The 19643-nt window shown below is 68.4% G+C and carries 19 protein-coding genes and 1 pseudogene; 13 read left to right on the forward strand and 7 right to left on the reverse strand.

Going from position 1 to position 19643, the window contains the following annotated elements; genetic code table 11:
- The first annotated feature begins 22 nt into the window (after positions 1-22).
- From ctaD to ACH438_RS17225, 4 genes are all read left to right on the forward strand, one after another.
- Positions 23-1759 carry a cytochrome c oxidase subunit I gene (gene ctaD / locus ACH438_RS17210; protein ID WP_397006177.1) on the forward strand — a complete coding sequence of 579 codons (1737 nt, stop codon included), beginning with the start codon at positions 23-25 and terminating at the stop codon, positions 1757-1759.
- Positions 1760-1895: 136 nt separating this feature from the next.
- Complete coding sequence (locus tag ACH438_RS17215; RefSeq protein ID WP_397006179.1) at positions 1896-2795, forward strand: zinc-binding alcohol dehydrogenase family protein; 900 nt, start codon at positions 1896-1898, stop codon at positions 2793-2795.
- 102 nt (positions 2796-2897) lie between these two features.
- On the forward strand, positions 2898-3347 hold the full coding sequence (locus ACH438_RS17220) for a hypothetical protein (protein ID WP_397006181.1): 450 nt from the start codon (positions 2898-2900) through the stop codon (positions 3345-3347).
- 183 nt (positions 3348-3530) lie between these two features.
- Positions 3531-4874, forward strand: a complete 1344-nt coding sequence (locus tag ACH438_RS17225) for an AMP-binding protein (protein WP_397006183.1) — start codon at positions 3531-3533, stop codon at positions 4872-4874.
- Between the two features lie 8 nt (positions 4875-4882).
- Here the strand turns inward: ACH438_RS17225 and ACH438_RS17230 are convergent, their stop codons facing one another.
- Both ACH438_RS17230 and ACH438_RS17235 read right to left on the reverse strand, forming a co-directional pair.
- Positions 4883-7141: a M20/M25/M40 family metallo-hydrolase gene (locus ACH438_RS17230; RefSeq protein WP_397006186.1), complete on the reverse strand. Its 2259-nt coding sequence runs from the start codon at positions 7139-7141 to the stop codon at positions 4883-4885.
- A gap of 44 nt (positions 7142-7185) precedes the next feature.
- Positions 7186-7947, reverse strand: a complete 762-nt coding sequence (locus ACH438_RS17235; RefSeq protein ID WP_397006188.1) for an SDR family oxidoreductase — start codon at positions 7945-7947, stop codon at positions 7186-7188.
- Positions 7948-8072: 125 nt separating this feature from the next.
- On the opposite strand from ACH438_RS17235, the gene ACH438_RS17240 reads away from it, so the two are divergent.
- A complete protein-coding gene (locus ACH438_RS17240; protein WP_397006190.1) occupies positions 8073-8927 on the forward strand; it encodes a helix-turn-helix transcriptional regulator in 855 nt (284 codons plus the stop codon).
- Positions 8928-8982: 55 nt separating this feature from the next.
- On the forward strand, positions 8983-9639 hold the full coding sequence (locus ACH438_RS17245; RefSeq protein ID WP_397006192.1) for a hypothetical protein: 657 nt from the start codon (positions 8983-8985) through the stop codon (positions 9637-9639).
- Between the two features lie 149 nt (positions 9640-9788).
- On the opposite strand, the gene ACH438_RS17250 is transcribed toward ACH438_RS17245, so the two are convergent.
- Positions 9789-10400 carry a helix-turn-helix domain-containing protein gene (locus ACH438_RS17250; protein ID WP_397006194.1) on the reverse strand — a complete coding sequence of 204 codons (612 nt, stop codon included), beginning with the start codon at positions 10398-10400 and terminating at the stop codon, positions 9789-9791.
- A gap of 434 nt (positions 10401-10834) precedes the next feature.
- Between ACH438_RS17250 and ACH438_RS17255 the strand changes: the two are divergent.
- From ACH438_RS17255 to ACH438_RS17285, 7 genes and pseudogenes are all read left to right on the forward strand, one after another.
- Positions 10835-11497: pseudogene (locus ACH438_RS17255) on the forward strand (aryl-sulfate sulfotransferase); the annotation flags it as partial.
- 202 nt (positions 11498-11699) lie between these two features.
- A complete protein-coding gene (locus ACH438_RS17260) occupies positions 11700-13004 on the forward strand; it encodes a uracil-xanthine permease family protein (protein ID WP_397006196.1) in 1305 nt (434 codons plus the stop codon).
- 45 nt (positions 13005-13049) lie between these two features.
- The gene (locus ACH438_RS17265; protein WP_397006198.1) at positions 13050-13226 is read left to right on the forward strand and encodes a hypothetical protein; all 177 of its coding nucleotides are present in this window, start codon (positions 13050-13052) and stop codon (positions 13224-13226) included.
- Positions 13227-13265: 39 nt separating this feature from the next.
- On the forward strand, positions 13266-13865 hold the full coding sequence (locus ACH438_RS17270; protein WP_397006200.1) for a Crp/Fnr family transcriptional regulator: 600 nt from the start codon (positions 13266-13268) through the stop codon (positions 13863-13865).
- A gap of 61 nt (positions 13866-13926) precedes the next feature.
- Complete coding sequence (locus tag ACH438_RS17275) at positions 13927-14880, forward strand: NADP-dependent oxidoreductase (protein WP_397006202.1); 954 nt, start codon at positions 13927-13929, stop codon at positions 14878-14880.
- Between the two features lie 252 nt (positions 14881-15132).
- On the forward strand, positions 15133-16155 hold the full coding sequence (locus tag ACH438_RS17280) for a cation diffusion facilitator family transporter (RefSeq protein ID WP_397006204.1): 1023 nt from the start codon (positions 15133-15135) through the stop codon (positions 16153-16155).
- An 82-nt stretch (positions 16156-16237) separates the two neighbouring features.
- A complete protein-coding gene (locus tag ACH438_RS17285; protein WP_397006206.1) occupies positions 16238-17050 on the forward strand; it encodes a class I SAM-dependent methyltransferase in 813 nt (270 codons plus the stop codon).
- A 6-nt stretch (positions 17051-17056) separates the two neighbouring features.
- On the opposite strand, the gene ACH438_RS17290 is transcribed toward ACH438_RS17285, so the two are convergent.
- From ACH438_RS17290 to ACH438_RS17305, 4 genes are read right to left on the reverse strand one after another with little or no spacing between them, the layout of a single operon-like run.
- Complete coding sequence (locus ACH438_RS17290; RefSeq protein WP_397006208.1) at positions 17057-17977, reverse strand: dienelactone hydrolase family protein; 921 nt, start codon at positions 17975-17977, stop codon at positions 17057-17059.
- 41 nt (positions 17978-18018) lie between these two features.
- Entirely contained in the window at positions 18019-18561 is a 543-nt protein-coding gene (locus ACH438_RS17295; protein ID WP_397006210.1) for a VOC family protein, read from the reverse strand.
- A 52-nt stretch (positions 18562-18613) separates the two neighbouring features.
- Entirely contained in the window at positions 18614-18994 is a 381-nt protein-coding gene (locus tag ACH438_RS17300) for an alpha/beta fold hydrolase (protein WP_397006212.1), read from the reverse strand.
- On the reverse strand, positions 18994-19476 hold the full coding sequence (locus ACH438_RS17305) for an alpha/beta fold hydrolase (RefSeq protein ID WP_397006214.1): 483 nt from the start codon (positions 19474-19476) through the stop codon (positions 18994-18996). Before ACH438_RS17305 ends, ACH438_RS17300 begins: the two co-directional genes overlap by 1 nt.
- Positions 19477-19643 lie beyond the last annotated feature (167 nt).

The following is a 19643-nucleotide window of genomic DNA, read 5'->3' on the forward strand; positions in this document are numbered from 1 at the left end:
ACCAGACCTCGAGGAGGATGTGGTGACTGCCGTAGCTCCTAAACCGGAATCGGGTCTGGAGGCCGTTCGGCCTTATCCGGCCCGGCTCGGTCCCAAGGGCTCATTCGTCTACAAACTGGTGACGACGACCGACCCGAAAGTGCTCGGGATCATGTACATCACCACCGCGACTTCGTTCTTTCTCATCGGCGGTCTGCTCGCCCTGTTGATGCGTGCCGAACTGGCGCGCCCGGGCATGCAGTTCCTGTCCACCGAACAGTTCAATCAGCTGTTCACCATGCACGGCACGATCATGCTGTTGTTCTACGCGACCGCGATCGTCTTCGGCTTCGCCAATATCGTGCTGCCCTTGCAGATCGGCGCGCCCGATGTCGCGTTCCCGCGCCTGAACGCCTTCAGCTACTGGCTGTACCTGTTCGGCGCCAGCATGGCCACCGCCGGATTCCTCACCCCCGGTGGCGCCGCCGACTTCGGCTGGACCGCCTATACGCCGCTGTCCGATATGCAGCATTCGCCCGGTGTGGGTGGCGACCTGTGGATCCTGGGTCTGGCCGTCTCCGGCCTGGGCACCATCCTGGGTGGCGTCAATATGCTCACCACCGTGGTCTGCTTGCGCTGCCCCGGTATGACCATGTTCCGGATGCCGATCTTCACCTGGAACATCGCCATCACCAGCATCCTGGTGCTGCTGGCCTTCCCGATCCTCACCGCGGCCCTGTTCGGGCTCGCGTACGACCGGCATCTGGGTGGGCACATCTACGACGCGTCCAATGGCGGCGCCATTCTCTATCAGCATCTGTTCTGGTATTTCGGGCATCCCGAGGTGTACATCATCGCCTTGCCCTTCTTCGGGATAGTCTCCGAGATCTACCCGGTCTTCAGCCGCAAGCCGATCTTCGGTTACAGCACACTGGTTTACGCGACCATGGCCATCGCGGCGCTGTCCATCGCGGTGTGGGCGCACCACATGTACGCGACGGGATCGGTGCTGCTGCCGTACTTCTCGTTCATGACCTTCCTGATCGCGGTTCCGACCGGGGTGAAGTTCTTCAACTGGATCGGCACCATGTGGAAGGGGCAGCTCACTTTCGAGACGCCCATGCTGTGGTCGATCGGCTTCCTGGTGACCTTCCTCTTCGGTGGGCTCTCGGGCGTCATCCTGGCGTCGCCGCCCATCGACTTCCATGTCTCGGACTCGTATTTCGTGGTGGCGCACTTCCATTACGTGCTGTTCGGCACCATCGTGTTCGCGACCTTCGCGGGCATCTACTTCTGGTTCCCGAAGATGACCGGCCGCATGCTGGACGAGCGGCTCGGGAAGTGGCATTTCTGGACCACCTTCCTCGGTTTCCACACCACGTTCCTGGTGCAGCACTGGCTGGGTAACGAGGGCATGCCGCGCCGCTACGCCGACTACCTGCCGAGCGACGGATTCACCACGCTGAACACCATTTCCACCATCGGCGCCTTCATTCTGGGCGCGTCGATGCTGCCGTTCGTGTGGAACGTCTTCAAGTCCTACCGGTACGGCGAGGTCGTCACGGTCGACGATCCATGGGGTTACGGCAACTCCCTCGAATGGGCCACCTCCTGCCCGCCGCCGCGGCACAACTTCTACGAGTTGCCGCGGGTGCGTTCGGAGCGGCCGGCGTTCGAGCTGCACTACCCGCACATGATCGAGCGCATGCGCGCCGAGGCGCATGTGGGCTGGGGCTCCAAGTCCCATCAGGTGGCCGAGGAGGCCAAGGTCTCCGGCTGAGTCACCGCAACCGCTGTTCAGCGCGGCGGCCGTCCATTCGGGCGGCCGTCGCGCTTTTTTTGGGTTTGACATAGAAAGTTTGGTGGATCTAAAGTTGGGTCCGTACCAAGATTGGATCGTTCGAAAGGCACCACCCGTGCGCAAGATCAGCTTTACCGGCCGGCCGGAACTCACCACCACCGCCGAGCAGCCCGTGCCCGGTCCGGGGCAGCTGCTCATTCGAATCGAACTCACCGGGGTGGGGCTCGGGCTGGTGCGGATGATCAACGCGGGCAATGGAGTAGACGGCGGCGAGATCGCCGGCACCGTGGTCGCGGCCGGGCCGGATCTCGCGGAGTGGACCGGAAAACGTGTGTGCGGCCTGGTCTTCGAGGGCGCGTTTGCCGAATATGCCCTGGCCGTACCGCAATTGCTCACCGAGATCCCGGCGGGCGTCGATGCCGCGGACGCGCTGGCGCTGGCGCGCGGCGGGCTCATCGCGCAGGGTCTGGTGCGGACCGCGCGGGTCGCGGCGGGGGAGTCGGTGCTGATCACCGGCGCCGCCAGCGGGGTCGGACACCTGGCCGTGCAGGCGGCCAAGGCGCGCGGGGCGTCTCGGGTGGTCGCGGTCGTCGGTAATTCGGGCAAAGCCGAATTCCTGCGCGACTGCGGCGCCGACACCGTCGTGACCTACGACGAGCCGTGGGGTGACCCCGTGGACGTCGTACTCGACGGCGTGGGTGGCGACCTGGTGCAGCGAGGCGTGGATGCCCTTGCCGCCCAAGGCCGTCTGCTCGCCTTCAGCGCCGGCGGCGGCGCCGTCGACGCCAACAGTCTGCTGGCCGGGCTCAAGACCGTCACCGGGTTCTCCATGGGCATGCTCAGCCGGACCTGCGGTGATCTCCTCGAGGCGTGGCGCGCCGAGCTGTGGGAACTGCTGGCTGCCGGTCGGATTCGCCCGCGAACCACGGTGCTGCCCTTGGAGGAGATCGAGGCCGCGATCGAAATTGTGGCGTCGCGGCGCAATCTCGGGCGGGTCGCGGTCCGAATCGCTTGATGATGTCCAGCCCCGAAAAGTTAGGGCAAGTAACTTGCGATCTTCGGGGAACGACATTCCTAGGGTCATAGCCCGGGTCGGGAAACAACGAAGGGGTAACGAATGAAGATGCGTGCGGTTCTCGGAATGGCCACGGCGGCCATCGCGGTTTCGCTGGTCGGCAGCGCCACGGCGGGTGCGGACCCGGTGAATCCGAATGACTATCTGATCGGCAACACGGTGTACTTCAATGCCGGCCCCGCGCAGTGCTCGATCGGCCCGGACGGCACCACCGGTTGCGATATCGCGCCGGGCATCGCCAAGTGGCTGAATATGATTCCGGTGACCGATCTGGCCATCGACGTGCCGTTCCTGCCGGCGCACCCGACTTTCGGCGTCTTCGGCGCCTACGGCCGCGCCGACGCGCAGTGGCTGGGTCAAGGCCCGGACGGCTACGGCTCGACCATCAGCTACGCCGGCGCCACCTGCTCGGGCGGCGGCCGCGGTGCCATCAGCTGCAACTCGAAGGGGCACAGCTTCAGCTTCGGCTGGTCGGGTACGCAGACCAGCTAGCACTGCTCGCCGGAGTCGTCCGGGACCGAGGTGGCGGGCTGATCATTTGTCCATTTAGCGCGCCACTCCGGGCCGGTATCGAATAGCAGTGAGCTTGCCATGGAGGTGCGGTACCCTCCGCAGGCAAAGCGTGGAACCGCCACGTTTGCGATAACTTCGCAGGTCTCTACTCCGGGAGGGACAATGCTGGCCGATTCACCGGATGTTTGCGACACCGTACCGCAGTTCACCAGCCCGCGCGCCGGCGTGCTCTACACGCATCTGGCCGAGACGGCGGGCGCGGCTCCCGAGCTGATGACACTGCTCCGGCAGTGGAACGACACCAGCCAGGCCGTCGCCCTGACCCTGCCGCAGCTGCTCATTCGCGCGGCCGCCTACAACCCCGAAGCCGCCGCCGTGGTGTCCGGGGCGGGCACCATGACCTATCGAGAACTGGCCGCGCGCGTGAATCGCCTGGCGCGCAAGCTGATCGAGCGTGGCATCGGACCCGAGGACGTGGTGGCCGTGGCGCTACCGCGCTCGCCCGAATGGGTGGTGGCCGTGTGCGCGGTGGCGCATGCGGGCGCGGCCTTCCTGTCCGTGGATCCGGACGCCCCGGCCGGACGACTGTTGTGCGTGCTCGCGGATTCCGATGCGGCCGTGGGGATCACGACCGAGGAGTGGCGGCCCGCACTGCCCAAACTGCCGGGCGCGCAATGGCAGCTGCTGGAGACCGGCGACGCCGAGACCGCGGACGCGCCGCCGATCACGGATGCCGACCGGGTGCGGCCGCTGCGGCTGCAACATCCGGCGTATGTGGTGTACCCGGCCGTGTCCAGCGGAAAAGTACTGGGCGCCAAGGTGACTCACGCCGGACTGGCCAATTTGGTGGTGACCCAGGCACAGCGCTGCGACTCCGACCTCGATGCCCGGGTGCTCGCCATCGCCGCGCCCGGTTCCGACGCCGCGGTATGGGAGCTGCTGCTCGCCCTCGGCTCCGGCGCCACCCTGGTGCAAGCGCCTGTCCGCTGCGCCGGCGCCGATCTGTACGAACTGCTGGCCGACTCCGGTATCACGCACGCCGCGCTCACCCCGCATCTGCTGGCCACCCTGCCCGGCGCCGAACCGCTGCCCGAACTGCGACTGCTCGCCACCTCGGGCGCGGCCTGCCCGCCCCGCATGACCGGAATCTGGTCCGCGGGACGGTCGTTCGTGAGCGGCTACGGCTGGGCCGAGACCACCGTTTGCGCGACCGTCAGCCGCCCGCTGGACCCGGTGGGTCCCGGTGACGCGGTCTCCATCGGCGGCCCGGCGGTGGGCACGCGCTGCTATGTCCTCGACGAATGGCTCAACCCCGTCCCGCCCGGCGTCATCGGCGATCTCTATGTGGCCGGTCCCGGCATCGCCCGCGGCTACCACCGCGGTTCCGGCGCCACCGCCCACCGCTTCATCCCCGATCCCTTCATGCACGGCGACCGCATGTTCCGCACCGGCGAACTCGCCTCCTGGCGCGGCGACGGCGAACTCGACCACCACGGCCGCGCCTGACCCGGCCGCTAGGGCAGTTGCACGGCGGTGAAGACCAGAGCCGTGCTGTCCTGGCGGAAGTAGTAGTCGGGCGGCGGGTTCTGGAAGCCCTGGATATTGGAGTCGGGGAGCCAGGATTGGTCGGCGAGACGCAGAGGCAACGGCCCGGCGGGGGCGACGAGGGTGACCTCGATGCCCCCGGCCGGCGGCGCGTAGAAGCGGAAACCCTTGGCGGGGACGGGCGTGATGTCCCGCCCGGCCACCCGCAGCGATTGGACCGGGTCGTTCCAGTGCAGGTCGATGCGAGGCGCGCCACGGGGTGACTGCAGCCGTAGCCGAACAGTGCGATGACCGGAATCGGTGCTGTCGGAAAGGATTTGGGCGGTGGGTGGCGTGAGCGCCTGATCCGCCGCCTGGCCGCTGGACACGGCCGGCAGCCACAGATCCGTGTACGGCGCGCCCGGACCGGTGCCGATCACGTAGGTCCGGGTCCAGTCGTTGGGGGCGAAGGCGGAGATCCAGCGGGCGTCATGATGATCGGCGTCCAGCGCGTAGACGAGCTGGGTCACCCGCGGTCGGCTGTCCCCGTAGCGATCGACGGTCAGCCCGGTCGCGGCGAGCGCGGCCACCACCACGACCACGACGGCCGGCACGGTCCAGCCGCGCCGGTCGGGCCAGCTGCGCGAGAGTGTCAGCAGCAGTAGGCCACCCAGCAAGGCCACCTCGGGCGCGACCAGGAAGGGCGCGCCCTCCAGCCCCGCCTGCGCCCCGATCCACACGGTGACGCCCAGGAACACGGCGGCCGGCAGCAGGGCGACGGTGAGCAGCGGCAGCCGCCACCGCTCGGGCAGCACGAAGGTGAGCGCCACCCCGACCGTGGCGGCGCACGCGGGGATGACCAGCACGTAGGCCGGCGCCGGTGCGAGTGCCGCGGCCACCGCGGCGATCACCGCCGTCGCCGTCAACAGCCCGACGGGCGCGGCCGCGGGCCCGAACACGCGGCGCGCGAACGCATACCAGGCCAGCAGCGCCGCGGCCGCCGCCAGGACCATCGCGACCTGGTAGTACTGCGGCACGTACGGGTCGACCCCCGCCTCCCCGTAGGCGGGCCGCACGGTCTTCAGCAGTTCCCACACCCCGTAGGTGGCCACCGCGGCGAGCGGCACCGTCACCAGAGCGGTTGCGGCGGCGAGCAATACCCGGATGACACCGGTATCGCCATTGCGCTTCACCTGCCGGATCACCCACGCCAGCGCGAGCACCATGAGCACGGCGAGCGCGATGATCACCCAGACGGGCAGCAGCGCCAGCGTGCCGAACGGCAGCGTGAAAAAGGTCCGATCGCTGTCGTTTCCGAGGTTTCCGAGATCTTTCTGCCCGAAATCCTTCGCCTGCGCGAGGGTGTTCTCGCCCAGCTGCTGCAGGGTGGGCAGGCCGACGTGCGCCGGATCGTCCATGCGGTTGTGGTAGTACGCGCTCTTACCCGCGTACGCCCAGTCCAGTACGCGCAGCCCGCCGGGCTGGAAGGCGCTGAAATCGGTGGTGCTGGTGGTGGCGTCCCCGGCGAGGGCGGTGCTCACCGCATCGGTATTCGGATGCGGCACCACGCCGCTGAGCGCCCCGATGAGTGGCGCGTCGGGCCGGGTGAGCCGCCACAGCAGGGGCGGGCCGCCCGCGCCGCGCGCATCGTGATTGATCACCACACTGTGGTCGCGATCGTAATTCCCGGCCGCCACAAAGGCTTCCGCGCCGAGCAGCCCGGGTTCCTCACCGTCGGTGAGCAGCACCACCAGGTCGTTGCGCAGCGCGGTCCCGCTCGCCTGCAGTGCCCGGACGGTCTCCAGAATGGCCGCCACGCCGGAACCGTCGTCATTGGCGCCCGGTCCGGAGGGCACGGAATCGTAGTGTGCGACAAGGTAAACGGTGCCGGTCGAATGCTCGCCCGGGAGGCGGGCGACGATGTTCTGCACCCGGCCCAGGCCGACGCTGTCGTGATTGAAGGAGACCGGCCATTTGCCGATCCCCGTCCGGATCTCGGTCTGCAGTCCGGAATTCCGCAGCGCGCCGGCGAGATAGTCGCGCACCCGGTCGTGGTCGCTGCTGCCGATCGGATGGGTGCGCTGTGCGATCTCATCGATGACCTGGAGTGCGCGTCCGGCGCTGAAGGTGTCCGCGGGTGCGGAGGCGGGCCGATAGCCGTGCGGTTGTTGCTCCCACGCCGTGGCCAGGGCCACGGCGAGCAGGAGTGCGAAGGCCAGACACCCTTGAAGTCCTCGCGCTGCCCGCATACGTCGATAGTAGGCAGCGGATCGGCGCGGGGCCGGTAGGTCGATCAGGCCTGCTGGGTGGGCAGGATGACGGCTTGCCGCAGGTTGACGCGGGCCGGGCGGCTGGTGGTGAAGGCGATGAGGTCGGCGATGTCGTCGGCGGTGAGCGCCTCCAGGGCGCCGAACATGCCGTCGAGCTGGCCGCTCAGTTCCGCATTGTCGATGTGCGTGCCGAGTTCGGTATCGGTGAGGCCGGGCTCGATATTGGTGACGCGCACCCGGCGCGGGCCCAGTTCGGTGCGCAGGGTGGCGGAGAGCTGGGTGATGGCGGCCTGGGTCGCCCCGTACACGGCGTAGGTGGGGAAGGGCACGTGCGCGCCGATGGAGGAGATGTTCACCAGGTCGGCGGTGCGGCCCGCGTCGGCGGCGGCCAGCAGGTCGCCGGTGAAGGCGCGGATCAGCCGCAGCCGCCCGGCGACATTGGTGTTCAGCATGCGCAGCCATTCGTCCTCGCGGCCCGCGGTGATGGGGTTGGGCAGCATGACGCCGGCCGAGTTCACCAGCAGGTCGACGGTCCCGAAGGCGGCGTGCACCTGCGCGGCGGCGGCCTGCACGCTCTCGGAGTCGGTGACGTCCACCGGAACCGGCAGGGCGACACCGCCTTCGGCCTCGATCTTGGCGGCCAGGGTCTGCAGCCGGTCCAGGCGGCGGGCCAGCAGGGCGACGCGGGCGCCGTTGCGGGCCAGCAGCAGGGCGGTGGCCTCGCCCATACCGCTCGCGGCTCCGGCGATGACGGCGGTGCGGCCGGTCAGGTTCTCGTAGCTCATGATCTTCGCTCCTCGGTGGTTCTCGCTGTTGCTGGAACCAATCCTGTGCCGGAGTGCGCGGGGCAACGAGGGTTCGGCGTTTCCTGGGTCTGCCAGTACCAGGATGGATTCGTAGGCTGGACGCCATGAGCGAACTCGGCGACTTCCTGCGTACCCGGCGCGCCCGCATCCAGCCCGCCGAGGCCGGCCTGGCCGAGTACGGCCGGCGGCGGGTGCCCGGCCTGCGCCGCGAAGAAGTGGCGCAGCTGGCCGGGGTCAGCGTCGACTACTACATCCGGCTGGAACAGGGCCGCGGTAAGCACGCCTCGGACGCGGTGCTGGACGCGGTGGCGCGGGCGCTGCGGTTGAACGATTCCGAGCGGACGCATCTCTACGCGCTGGCCAGGCCCGCCGGGAGCGGCGGCACGCCCGCGCGTCCGGCGGGGAACGCCGGCGTGTACATCGGTGCGCTGCGGGACGGCGCGCGGCTGGTGCTGGACGCGATCACGGCGCCCGCCTTCGTGCTGGGGCGGCGGATGGATGTGATCGCGTGGAATGCGATGGGGGACAAGGTCTCCGGGTTTTCCACTGTGTCACCGGCCGAATGCAATCAGGCGCGCTATCTGTTCCTGAATCCGGCCGCGCCCGAGTTCTATCCGGAGTGGGACACGGTGGCGGAGGAGACGGTGTCCTTTCTGCGCCGAGATGCGGGCCTGCATCCCGGCGATCCGAAACTGGCGGCCCTGGTGGCGGAGCTATCGGATCACAATCCGGTGTTCCGGCGGCTCTGGGCCAGTCATCCGGTGCGCGAGAAGACGCACGGCCGCAAGATCATCCAGCATCCGCGCGCCGGGCGGCTGCAGCTCGGATATGAGACGCTGGCGCTGCCGGGGGACCCGGATCTGCTGCTGGTGGTGTACACCGCCCCGGCCGATTCGGCCACCGCCGGCGCACTGGCCGAGCTGGCGGCCGAGGTCGGTGTCGGCGTCGTACCGGCCTGATATCGAGTAGGCGTAATCCCAGGTAGGGGCCGATTTTCGTGGTAAACCGACTGGTATGACGGTGCACGTTGCTCCCGACGACCCGCCCACGGCGGCAGGACGTTCGGTCGAATTCTGGGGCTACAGCATGTGGGGGCTGGCCGGGCTCGCCATTGCCGGGCCCGAACTGGCGTCGGTATTCCGGCTGGCCGGCTGGCCGACCATCTCGAACACCATCGGGCACCTGGAGACTCAGCACGCCTGGGTCCGCCTGGTGGTCGTCGCCGTGATCTCGGTACTCGCGTATTACGCTGTCCCGCAACTCGCGATCGACCCGAAGCCGATCCCGGCGAGTGTCGGCGGCCGCACCCTGACCGTCAACGGCCGTATCGCCAAGCCGGATTCACCTATCACCCTGCTGGGCGCGGGCTATCTGCTGACCGCGGTGGCGACGTTCGCCTTCGGTATCGCCTTCGCCGCCACCGATCGCGGTATGCATCCGGGATCGTATGTGGGCGCGTATGTGCTCTACGGTCTGATCGCCCTGATGTGGGTGATCGTGCCGAGTGTGCTGGCATTGTTCTTCAGCCGGGATGTCCCCTTCCCCACGCTGTTCCGGACCATCGGGTATCTCGAACGCCGGGCGCATCCGGCCGCCGCGCTGATCCTGGCGGGCCTGGTGGTACTGCTCATCCACCTGTCCTTCTACCCCTGGCCGAAGATCAACAGCTGAATCGGCGGAAATACCGAAATGGTTGTGCCGATGCGGGTTTCGCCTACTTGCGACCCCGTAGCAACAGGAAGGCCATCCATGCGGCGCCCGTGAGACCGAGGACGACCACCACACCTATGGTTGTCAGGATTGCGTCCATACCAACGATATTACGGGTTGCGGGGCCGATGCGGGCGGCGTCGGACGGTCAGGCCGTCGGCGACCGTGAGCACCAATGTCGTGGTGTCGTCGGTGTGCGCCCACCAGCGATGGCGCACTCCCGCCGCGCAGTAGTAGCTGTCCCCGGCGGTGAGGATCAGTTCCTCGTCACCTGCGACGACGGTGACGGCGCCGTGCACCACGTGGATCAATTCGTCGTTGTCGTGCACGAATTCGCGGGCGCCGTGGGTGCGGCCGCCGGTGAACTCGAGTGCTCGCAGGTTGCGGTCGCCGTGCACGAGTGAGCGCACCGACCCGTCCTCCGGGTCGGCCTGCGGCAGGCGGGTGTCCTCGGTGGCGCGCACGACGGGGGAGCGGGGCGCGGTGTCGGCGGCCGCGAGCAGTGCGGTGGCGGTGGTGCCCAGGGCGTCCGCAATGCGTTGCAGCGAGCGGAGACTCGTATTGCTGCGGCCGTTCTCGAACTGGCTCAGGAAGGATTGGGACAGGGTCGCCTGCTCGGCGAGCTGGGCGAGGGTGAGGCCGGCCTCCAGGCGATGGGCGTGCACCACATGGCCCAGGCGCTGCCAGCGGCCGTTCTCCGCGATGTCCTGCTCGATGCTCACCCTCCGCCTTTCGTTCGGCACGTCCGGTCGAGCTGCGCCGGTGCCCCATTGTCTGCCCGGCGGGCGTGTATCCCAGTGTTTACCTCGAGGTGATCGGAAACCTTCTGTTCGGTCCTAGCCTACTGAATATTCAGTGGAGCTGAATATTCGATGGAGGACCAGTGGAGCAGAACACTCTCAAGCGGCGCGGCACCGGACTGATCGGCGTCGATCAGGAGCACGCGTTCCCCGGATACACCCTGTACGCACCGCTCGCGGGGAACGGGATCGTCGACCTGGTCGGCCTCGACGGCGAGCTCGCGCACCGCTGGCACCTGCCGTACCGGCCCGGCCGGCACGCCCGCCTGCTGCCCGGCGGCACCCTCGCCTACAACGGCAACACCCTCGCCGCGGGCGCGTTGTTCCCCATGTGGCGCAAATACAGCGGCGGCTCCATGGGCAAATACGCCCCCGACGGCACCCTGTTGCACGAATACCGCGACGACCTGCAACACCACGACGCACACCATTACGACGACGGGCGCATCCTCTACACCGCCGTCGAACCCCTGGAAGGGCCTGCGGCGGAACGCATCCTGGGTGGCGTACCGGGCACCGAGGCGGACGGCGTGGTCTGGGCCGATGTCATCCGGGAGGTCGCCGCCGACGGCACCCCGCTCTGGGAATGGCGCGCCGCCGAACACCTCGATCCGGAAGACGCGGTGCTGCAGCCGCATTACTGGCGCGAACACTGGCCGCTCATCAACAGCGTGCACCCGCTCGGCGAGCACACCGTGATCGCCAGCCTGCGCAGCGTCTCCGCGGTCATCCTGATCGACCGCGCCACCGGCAAATACACGCTGCTCGCCGATCGCGCGACTCTCGCTCAGCAGCACCACGCCACCCCGGTCGGCGACGGCAAGATCCTCATCTTCGACAACGGCACCTTCCGCACCGCCGAATCGGTCACCTTCAGCCGGGTCATCGAAATCGATCCGGCCACCGGTGAAATCACCTGGAAGTACCAGGACTCCCCGCGCGAGGCGTTCTTCACGCCCTTCATGGGCGGCGCGCAGCGCCTGGCCAATGGCAACACGCTCATCACCGAGGCCGCCTTCGGCCGCATCTTCGAAGTCACTCCGGCACAACAGATCTGCTGGGAGTACGTGGTCCCGTCCTTCACCGAATACCCGGACCAGGCACCGCCGAAGCCTTCCCCGGCATCTCGAACGCCATCTTCCGCGCCTACCGCTACGCCGCCTCCGACATCCCCTGGCTGGCGGATCGATGAGCTCGCCGGGCGGATCGAAGAGCCCGACCGTGGCAGCGACCGGCGGGCCGGCGGACGAGACGGCCGTGCATCCCGTCGACGAGATACCGCCGCTGGGAAGGGCTTTCGCGGCGGCCATCCAGCATCTGGCGGTCATGCTGGCCACGCCGATCACCTCGGTGCTGCTGATCACGCACAGCCTGCACCTGAGCGATTCGACCGCCCGCGCGCTGCTCAGCGCCACGCTGTTGTGCTGCGGCATCGGCACTCTGCTGCAGTCCGGCGGCCGCTTCGGGCTGGGCGCGGGACTGCCCTTCGTCATGCTGCCGGGCGGCGCGGCGGTGGTGTTGTTCATTCAGATCGCTCAGGAGTCGAGTCCGGCCACGGCGAGCGGCGCGGTCATTCTCACGGCGGCGGCCGGAATCCTGCTGGTGCCCTTGGCCAAACGGCTCGTCACCCGGCTGCCCGCGGTCGTGCTGGCGAGCATGGTGGTGGTCATCGGCGTGAATCTGGTGAAGGTGGCCGGTGGCCTGATCGTCGCGCCGGGTGAACGGGCGACCATGTCGGCCGTGGGGCTGGCGGCCGTCACCATTCTGGCGACCGTGCTGGCCCATCGATTCCTGCCGGCCGGGTGGCGGCGGCTGTCCGTGCTGCTCGGCATGGTGGCGGGGAGTGCGGTGGCGGCGGCCACCGGGCAGTTCCATCTGAAGCCCGGTTCCGGTCTGGCGCAGACGCCGGCGCTGTTCCCTTTCGGCACACCGCATTTCGATGTGCTGGCGGCGATTCCGTTGCTGGTCTTCAGTATCGGGTCGATGGCGGAGGCCACGGGGCAGACCGTGCTGAATGCCAAGGTGGTCGGCAAGGAGATCGATACCGCGGTGACGGTCGGGCGCACCATTCGCGGTGATGCGGTCACCTCGCTGCTGTCGGGTGTCATGGGTGGTCCGACCATGCTCACCAGCGGCGAGAACATCGGCCTGGTGCGGCTCACGGGGGTTCGCAGCCGGTATGTCACCGGGCTGGCGGGCCTGTTGCTGGCGGTGGCCGCGTTCGTCGCGCCCATCGGGCGGCTGGTGAACTCGCTGCCGGGCCCGGTGGTCGGCGGGACGGCGGCCATTGCCTTCGCCATGATCATCGTGGCCGGGATCGGCATGTTCGAGGGTGTCGATCCGCAGGCGGACGGGACGGTCGTCACCGCGACGGCCGCGCTCGCCGCGGGCCTGCTGCCGATTCTCACGCCCACGCTCTACCAGGGGTTTCCGGCCGATGCGCGATTGCTGCTGGGCAGCGGCGTGACCATGGCGGCCCTGGTCGGGGTGGTGGTGCACCTGCTGTTCGCGCGGCGCGGAGCCTGACCGGCGGGCGCTGCGGGCCGGACCCGATGGGCGTATGCAGGAGGTATGGGAAGCCACCCGCAGCGGACGCCCTTCTACGGGATGCTCATGCTGATCACGTTCATGATCGCCGGGCTGTATGTCCGGGATCTGCCGTGGTTGTGGGTGCGGGTGGTCAGTTATGTCGCGCTGGTGGCCTTCGCCATGGTGGGATTCGTGATGACCTTCCGGGATCTGTCCTGAACGGGAATCGCCCGGTGGCTCGATGCGGTTGGAGCAGAGATGGATTCGGAGTTCAGCGCGTTCGTCACCGCCATGCGCGCCGTCGCACCCATTCCGGACGCGGAATTCGTGCGGGCGCAGGCCATCTTCCGGCCGGTGCGGCTGGCCCGCGGTGACCATTTCGCGCATGCCGGCCGGCCCGCGGACAAGGTCGGGTTCCTGGTGGAGGGCCTGCTGCGCGCCTACTACCTGACCGAGGACGGCGTCGATCGCACCAAATCCTTCCGGGAGCCGGGGCAACTCGTCTGCCCGTACGGGGCCAGCCTGCGCAAGCAGGTGTCGGACCTGTTCATTCAGGCGCTCGCGCCCAGCGTCATGCTGGTCACCGATCGTGCCCGCTTCGACGAACTGACCATGGGCGATCCCGGCTGGGGCACCGTCATGCGCCGCCTCACCGAACGGCATTTCCTCGAGGAGGAGAGCGCGCACCGCCGCTTCCTGATCGGCAATGCCGAGGCCCGCTACGACGAATTCCTGCACGACCAGGGGCATCTCGCGGACCGGCTGAGCGGCCGGCACACCGCCTCGTATCTCGGCATCACACCGGAGGCGCTGAGCCGCATCCGGACGCAGCGGCGCCGGGCCGGCGTACATCATTGAGCCCGCGGGGCATTGATCCGGATCAATGCTCGCGGCTCCGCGGATTCGTAGTTTTATCCGCATGAACACCACCAAAGCAATCACCATCGAATCCTTCGGCGGACCGGAAGTCCTTCGGCTGCAAGAACTTCCGCTGCGCACCCCCGAACCGGGCGAAGTACTGCTGCGGGTCGAGGCAGCCGGCGTGAACCCGGCCGAGCTGGGTATGCGCGACGGCCGCTACCCGTGGTCCGAGGAGCCCCGCTTCCCCTTGGTTCCGGGCTACGACATCGCGGGCGTCGTGGAAGCGGTCGGCCGCGAGGTCACCGGCCTGGCCCCCGGCGATACGGTCACCGCCACCACCGCCCACGCCCACACCCAAATCGGTTCCTACGCCGAACGTGTCGTCGTCCCCGCCGACCAGGTGGTCCCTGCCCCGGGCCTGACCCCCGAGCAGCGCGCCTCCCTCCCACTGGCGGGAACCGTTGCGCTGCAGGCCCTGCGCCGCCTCGGCCTGGAGCGCGGCCAGATCCTGCTCGTCAATGGCGTGGGCGGCGCGGTCGGCTCGTTCATCGCACAGCTGGCCGTCCTCGAGGGCGTCACCGTCTTCGGCACCGCCTCCACCGACGAACACGATTACGTCCGCTCCCTCGGCGCGATCCCCCTGGACCGGCACGGAAACCTCGCCGACCAGCTCCGGACCGAAGGCTTCGAAGCGGTCGCCGCGGCCTTCGACACGGTGGGCGGCCCCTCCGCCCGCACCGCCTTCACCCTGGTCCGCGACAACGGCCGCTACGCGACCATCGTCCCGCCCTTCTGGATCCCCGGCGGCCAGTTCGACCCCGAACGCGGCATCCTCCCCGAGATCGTCGTCTACTCCCACGTCCGCGCCGACCTCGCCGCCCTGGTGTCCCTCGTCACAGCCGGCAAGCTCCGCGCCCGCATCGCCGACACCCTGCCCCTCGCCGAAGCCCCGGAAGCCCACCGCCGCCTGATCAAGGGCGGCCTCCGCGGCAAACTCCTCCTCCGCCCCTGATCAGGGGCTTGCGAAGCGGCGGATTGTTTCGCGCGCCGGCGTCCGGGAACCGCTTCTTCAGGGGTTTCGAGGGCTTGTGAAGAAGGGGGATTGTTCGCGCGCCGGCGCCCCGGAACCGCCCCTTCCGGGGTTTCAGGGGCTTGCCCCGGCGCCGAGAGGGGGAGCCGCGAGTTCCGAGAGTTGGCAACACTGCTTGCACACATAGCGATGTATGCATATGGTGTGTGATCGGAACGGGACAAAGGAGGGCATATGGGCGCCGGGCACGATCATTCAGGGCATTCGCATGGTGCGACGGCCGACAGCGACAAGCGCTGGCTGGCCGGCGCGCTGGCGGTCATCGTCGCCTTCCTGCTGGGCGAGGTGGTCGTCGGTATCGTCGCCCAATCGCTGGCTCTGATCTCCGATGCCGCTCATATGCTCACCGACGCCGCATCGATCGTGCTGGCGCTGTGGGCGATCCGCTTGGCTGCCCGTCCCGCCGAAGGCCGCATGACCTACGGCTGGAAGCGCGCCGAAATCCTCTCCGCGCAGGCCAACGGCCTCACCCTGCTGGGCCTTTCGGCCTGGCTGGCCTACGAGGCCGTCCGCCGCCTCATCGACCCGCCGGAAGTCACCGGTGGCCTGGTCCTGGGCACCGCCCTGGTCGGCATCGTGGTGAACGTGCTGGCCAGCTGGATGATCAGCCGCGCCAACCGCACCAGCCTGAATGTCGAAGGCGCCTACCAGCACATCCTCAACGACCTCTTCGCCTTCATCGCCACCGCGATCGCCGGCCTGATCATCCTGCTCACCGGTTTCGCCCGCGCGGACGGCATCGCCACCCTGATCGTGGTCGTGCTCATGGTGAAGGCCGGCCTCGGCCTGGTGCGCGCCTCGGGCCGCATCTTCCTGGAAGCCGCACCGGCACACCTGGATCCGGCCGAGATCGGCCGCGAGATGGCCGCCGCGCCCCATGTGGTGGAGATCCACGACCTGCACATCTGGGAGATCACCTCGGGCGACCCGTCACTGTCCGCCCACGTGGTGGTGGAGCCGGGCGGCGACTGCCACAAGGTGCGCGCCGACGTGGCCCGCCTGCTCGCCGAGCGCTACCACATCGACCACGTGGTGCTGCAGGTCGATCACGAGGAGCACGAGCACGGCGAGCACGCCGGATCCGCTGCCCACGACGATCACGAGCACGACGACCACGACCATGACGACCACGGTCACGCATCGCATTGCGCGGATTCGCACGGCCCGGTGCACCGCAAGGTGATGCAGGCGCACTGACCTGCGCCGGACTTATCGACATCCGCAGGCCCACTGCGCCTTTCGCGGGCTCACGATCCTTTCGTGGGCCTACGATGGCGTGGTGACCATCGATCCGCTGATCGTGAATCGGCAGAACTGGGATGCGCGCGCACCCATTCACGCTGTCAGTCATTTCTATCGCGACCACGAGGCCGCGTTCTGGTTCGCGCCGTTCGAATGGGATGTGCTGGGCGACGTGCGTGATCGCGACGTCCTGCACCTGCAATGCCATCTGGGCACGGAGACTGTGGAATTCGCGCGCCGCGGCGCGCGGGCGGTGGGCCTGGACTTCTCCCCGGAAACGGTGCGGCATGCCAAGGAATTGGCCGGTGACACAGTCGAATACGTCTGCTCGGACGTCTACGAGGCGCGGGATGCCCTGCCCGGCCGCGTCTTCGACATCGTCTACACCGGTAAGGGCGCGCTCTGCTACCTCCCGGACCTGACGAGCTGGGCGCGGGTGATCGCGAACCTGCTACGTCCCGGCGGCCTCTTCTACCTCGTCGAATTCCACCCGTTGCTGCACGCTCTCGGCCCCACGCCGCCGCCCGGCATCGACCCGAGTCACCTGGTGCTGTACGACGATTACCTGGCGGGCCGCGGCGCCCAGCGCCGCGACAGTGAGCACACCTATACCGACGGCCCCCTGCTCACCGACGCCACCACCGTCTACGAATGGCGGCACGGGCTGGGCGAGGTCGTCACCGCCCTGCTGGCCGCGGGGCTCCGGATCACCGGCCTGACCGAAACCGACATGCTCCCGTGGCCTCGCTGGCCGCAGATGGTGCCCACCGAGAACGGCTGGTGGCGGCTGCCTCCCGCCGACCCGATCATCCCGGTGCTCTACGGCCTGGCCGCGGTCAAACCCACCTAGCGGGCCTCACACGAGATACTTGCCGTACCAATCGTTCACGCGCTGCCAAGCCTCCGCGGCGTCCGCGGCCTGGTAGCGCGGCCCGGTGTCGTTGAAGAACGCGTGGTCCGCATTCGGCGCGACGAACGACTCGTGCGTGAGTCCCGCCTTGTCGAGTGCGGCATCCGCGGCCGGTTTCGACGCGTCCACGCGCTTGTCCAGCGCGCCGTACACGGACAGCACCGCGGCCTTGGAGTTCGTGATCACGCCCCCATCCGGGAACGGTCCATAGAACGGGGTGGCCGCCGCCAATTCCGGTGTCCCACTGGTCAACAGCAGCCAGGTCAGCCCGCCCCCGAAGCAGAACCCGGTGGCCCCCAGCTTCTTTCCCGGTACCCGCCGCTGCAACTCGGCGATCCCGGCCTGCAGATCCGCGACGAACCGCTCCTGCGGAACCTTCGCCAGCGCCGCGGTGGCCGCGGCGTCATCGGTGAACGTCCCGGTCCCGCCCTCCTCCGAGAGCAGATCCACCGCCAGCGCCGAATACCCGACTCCCGCGAACCGACCGGCCACGGACTTGATGTGCGTGGTCAACCCCTTGTTCTCGTGAATGACCAGCACCCCGCCCCGCGCCTGCGCCGCCTCCGCCCAAGCGGCCTTCAACGTCCGCCCCTCCGGCCCGGCGAACGTGATATCGCCGGCCGGCACCGCGGTACTCATCCCGGGCGGCGTCCCGGTAGGCGTCGCGCCCCCGGACGTCGCCGCAGCGGATGTCGTTGCGGAAGAACCCGATTGGCTCGAACTGGAACAAGCAGCCAACAGCGCGACAGCGGCCGGCGCCGCCAACCCCATCATCCCGAGCCGCCGCAACGCCTCCCGGCGTTCCAGCAGCCCCTCCGCATGATCGGTGGCGATTTCCTCCGCGATATAACGCTGCAGCGGCATCATGCGACCCACCCTAAGCCGCCCGCCCCCGCCCACCCCCGAACTCACACCGCTTTCACAGCGACGAGCTGCCAAGGGTTCCGGTAGCCCTCCGGGATCATGCCGTCGAACATGGCGCGGGCCTCGGCGGGCAGCCGCAGCAGTTCGACATAGGAGCCGAGCGCCCCGCCGGACAGGTAGGCGAACTCCATCCCGATCTCGGGGACAGCGCAATGCTGCACGATCTCGACGCCCCCGGCCTGCGCCTGCGCCAGCGCGGCATCGAAATCCTCTGGCACCCAAGCGATGTGGTTCAGGCCGGGTCCCGACTTCGCGAGCTGCTCGGTGTACAGGTTCTCGCCCGAGACCGGTGCGATCAGCTCGATCTGCTGCCCGCCGGCGTAGCCCAGCGAGGTGTCGATGGTGTAGTCGGCGGGCGCGCCCCGGTAGGTGGCTTGTTCCGGACCGAAGGTCATGCGGGGCATCCGCACCCACTTCTCGACGCCGTAACGGCCGCTGAATTCCGCCTCGGCGGCGTCGATGCCCTCGACTACCCAGGCCACCTGGAAGATCGGCCCGGAAACAATGTTGATCAGGTTGTTCGTCATGAGTAGAGCTTCGGCGGAACCGCTCACCGGGCGCTCACCATCGGCTCACCGCTCAGTCGAAGAAGCGCCGGAGCTGCGCGGCGACGAGTTCGGGATTCTCGTCGGTGAAGGAGACGGTATGCCCGGCGCCTGCCAGTTTGACTCGCTCCGCGTCGGGGAGGACGGTGGTCAATCGGTCCAGGGCCGTGCCGAGGTAATCGATGCTCCGGTCGCCGCCGAGTAGCAAAGTCCTGCAATGGAGTTCACCCAGACGGTCCCACACGTCCGCCCCTTCACGCACGAGCGTGAGGTCGTAACGGGCGGTCGGAATGACGGTCCGCATGGCGGGCCGAGTGCTGTCGCCCTTGTCGAACCGCACGGCCAAGGTCATGAGCGGCAACAGCAAAAGCCGCGGCAGCGAAGTGAATCCGCCTTTGTCCCCGGTCCCCTTCATCACACTGACGAGCGCCGCACCCAGCCGCCCCGCCGCGACCTCACGTTCGTACCGTGCCCCCCACTCCTGCAACGTGCTGTTCTCGGTACGGCAAGGGGCGGCTCATACAGCGCGAGTTTCCGGATCTCCGGCAATTCCAGCGCCGCATTCAATGAGATCAGCGCCCCCGAACTCAACCCGAACACATTGTGAGCGCCCGTCTCCCGCAACAGCACCGCGAGATCCGCGATCTCCGTGCCGATCCCGTACCCCGGCCCGGTCGGACCGCTCAACCCACGGCCACGCCGATCAGGCGAGTACACGGTGAAATCGGCAGCCAGCGCCGCCGCCAACCCCTCGAACAATTGCGACGTCATCATCGCCCCGTGTACCAGAACCACCGCCGGTCCCCGCCCGGTCCTGCGATATCCGATCCGCGTCCCGTCATCCGCCCGGACCTCGCCGAGTTCCGCTGCTGTGGCCGTCAGGCTCTTTCCGCTCATGCCATTCAGCCTGATCCGCACCGATTGCAGGGCACTTGCACCGCGCTGTCGGGGATCGGCGCAATCGGTCCGGTGCTACGGTTGGATGGCACGAAGTGCGGCGTCGGAACGCTTCGTGTGCCGTGATCGGCCCATTGGCGCACTTCGAAGTCGGCTTCCGCCGACAT

The organism is Nocardia sp. NPDC020380 (assembly GCF_044386975.1).
Lineage (GTDB): Bacteria > Actinomycetota > Actinomycetes > Mycobacteriales > Mycobacteriaceae > Nocardia.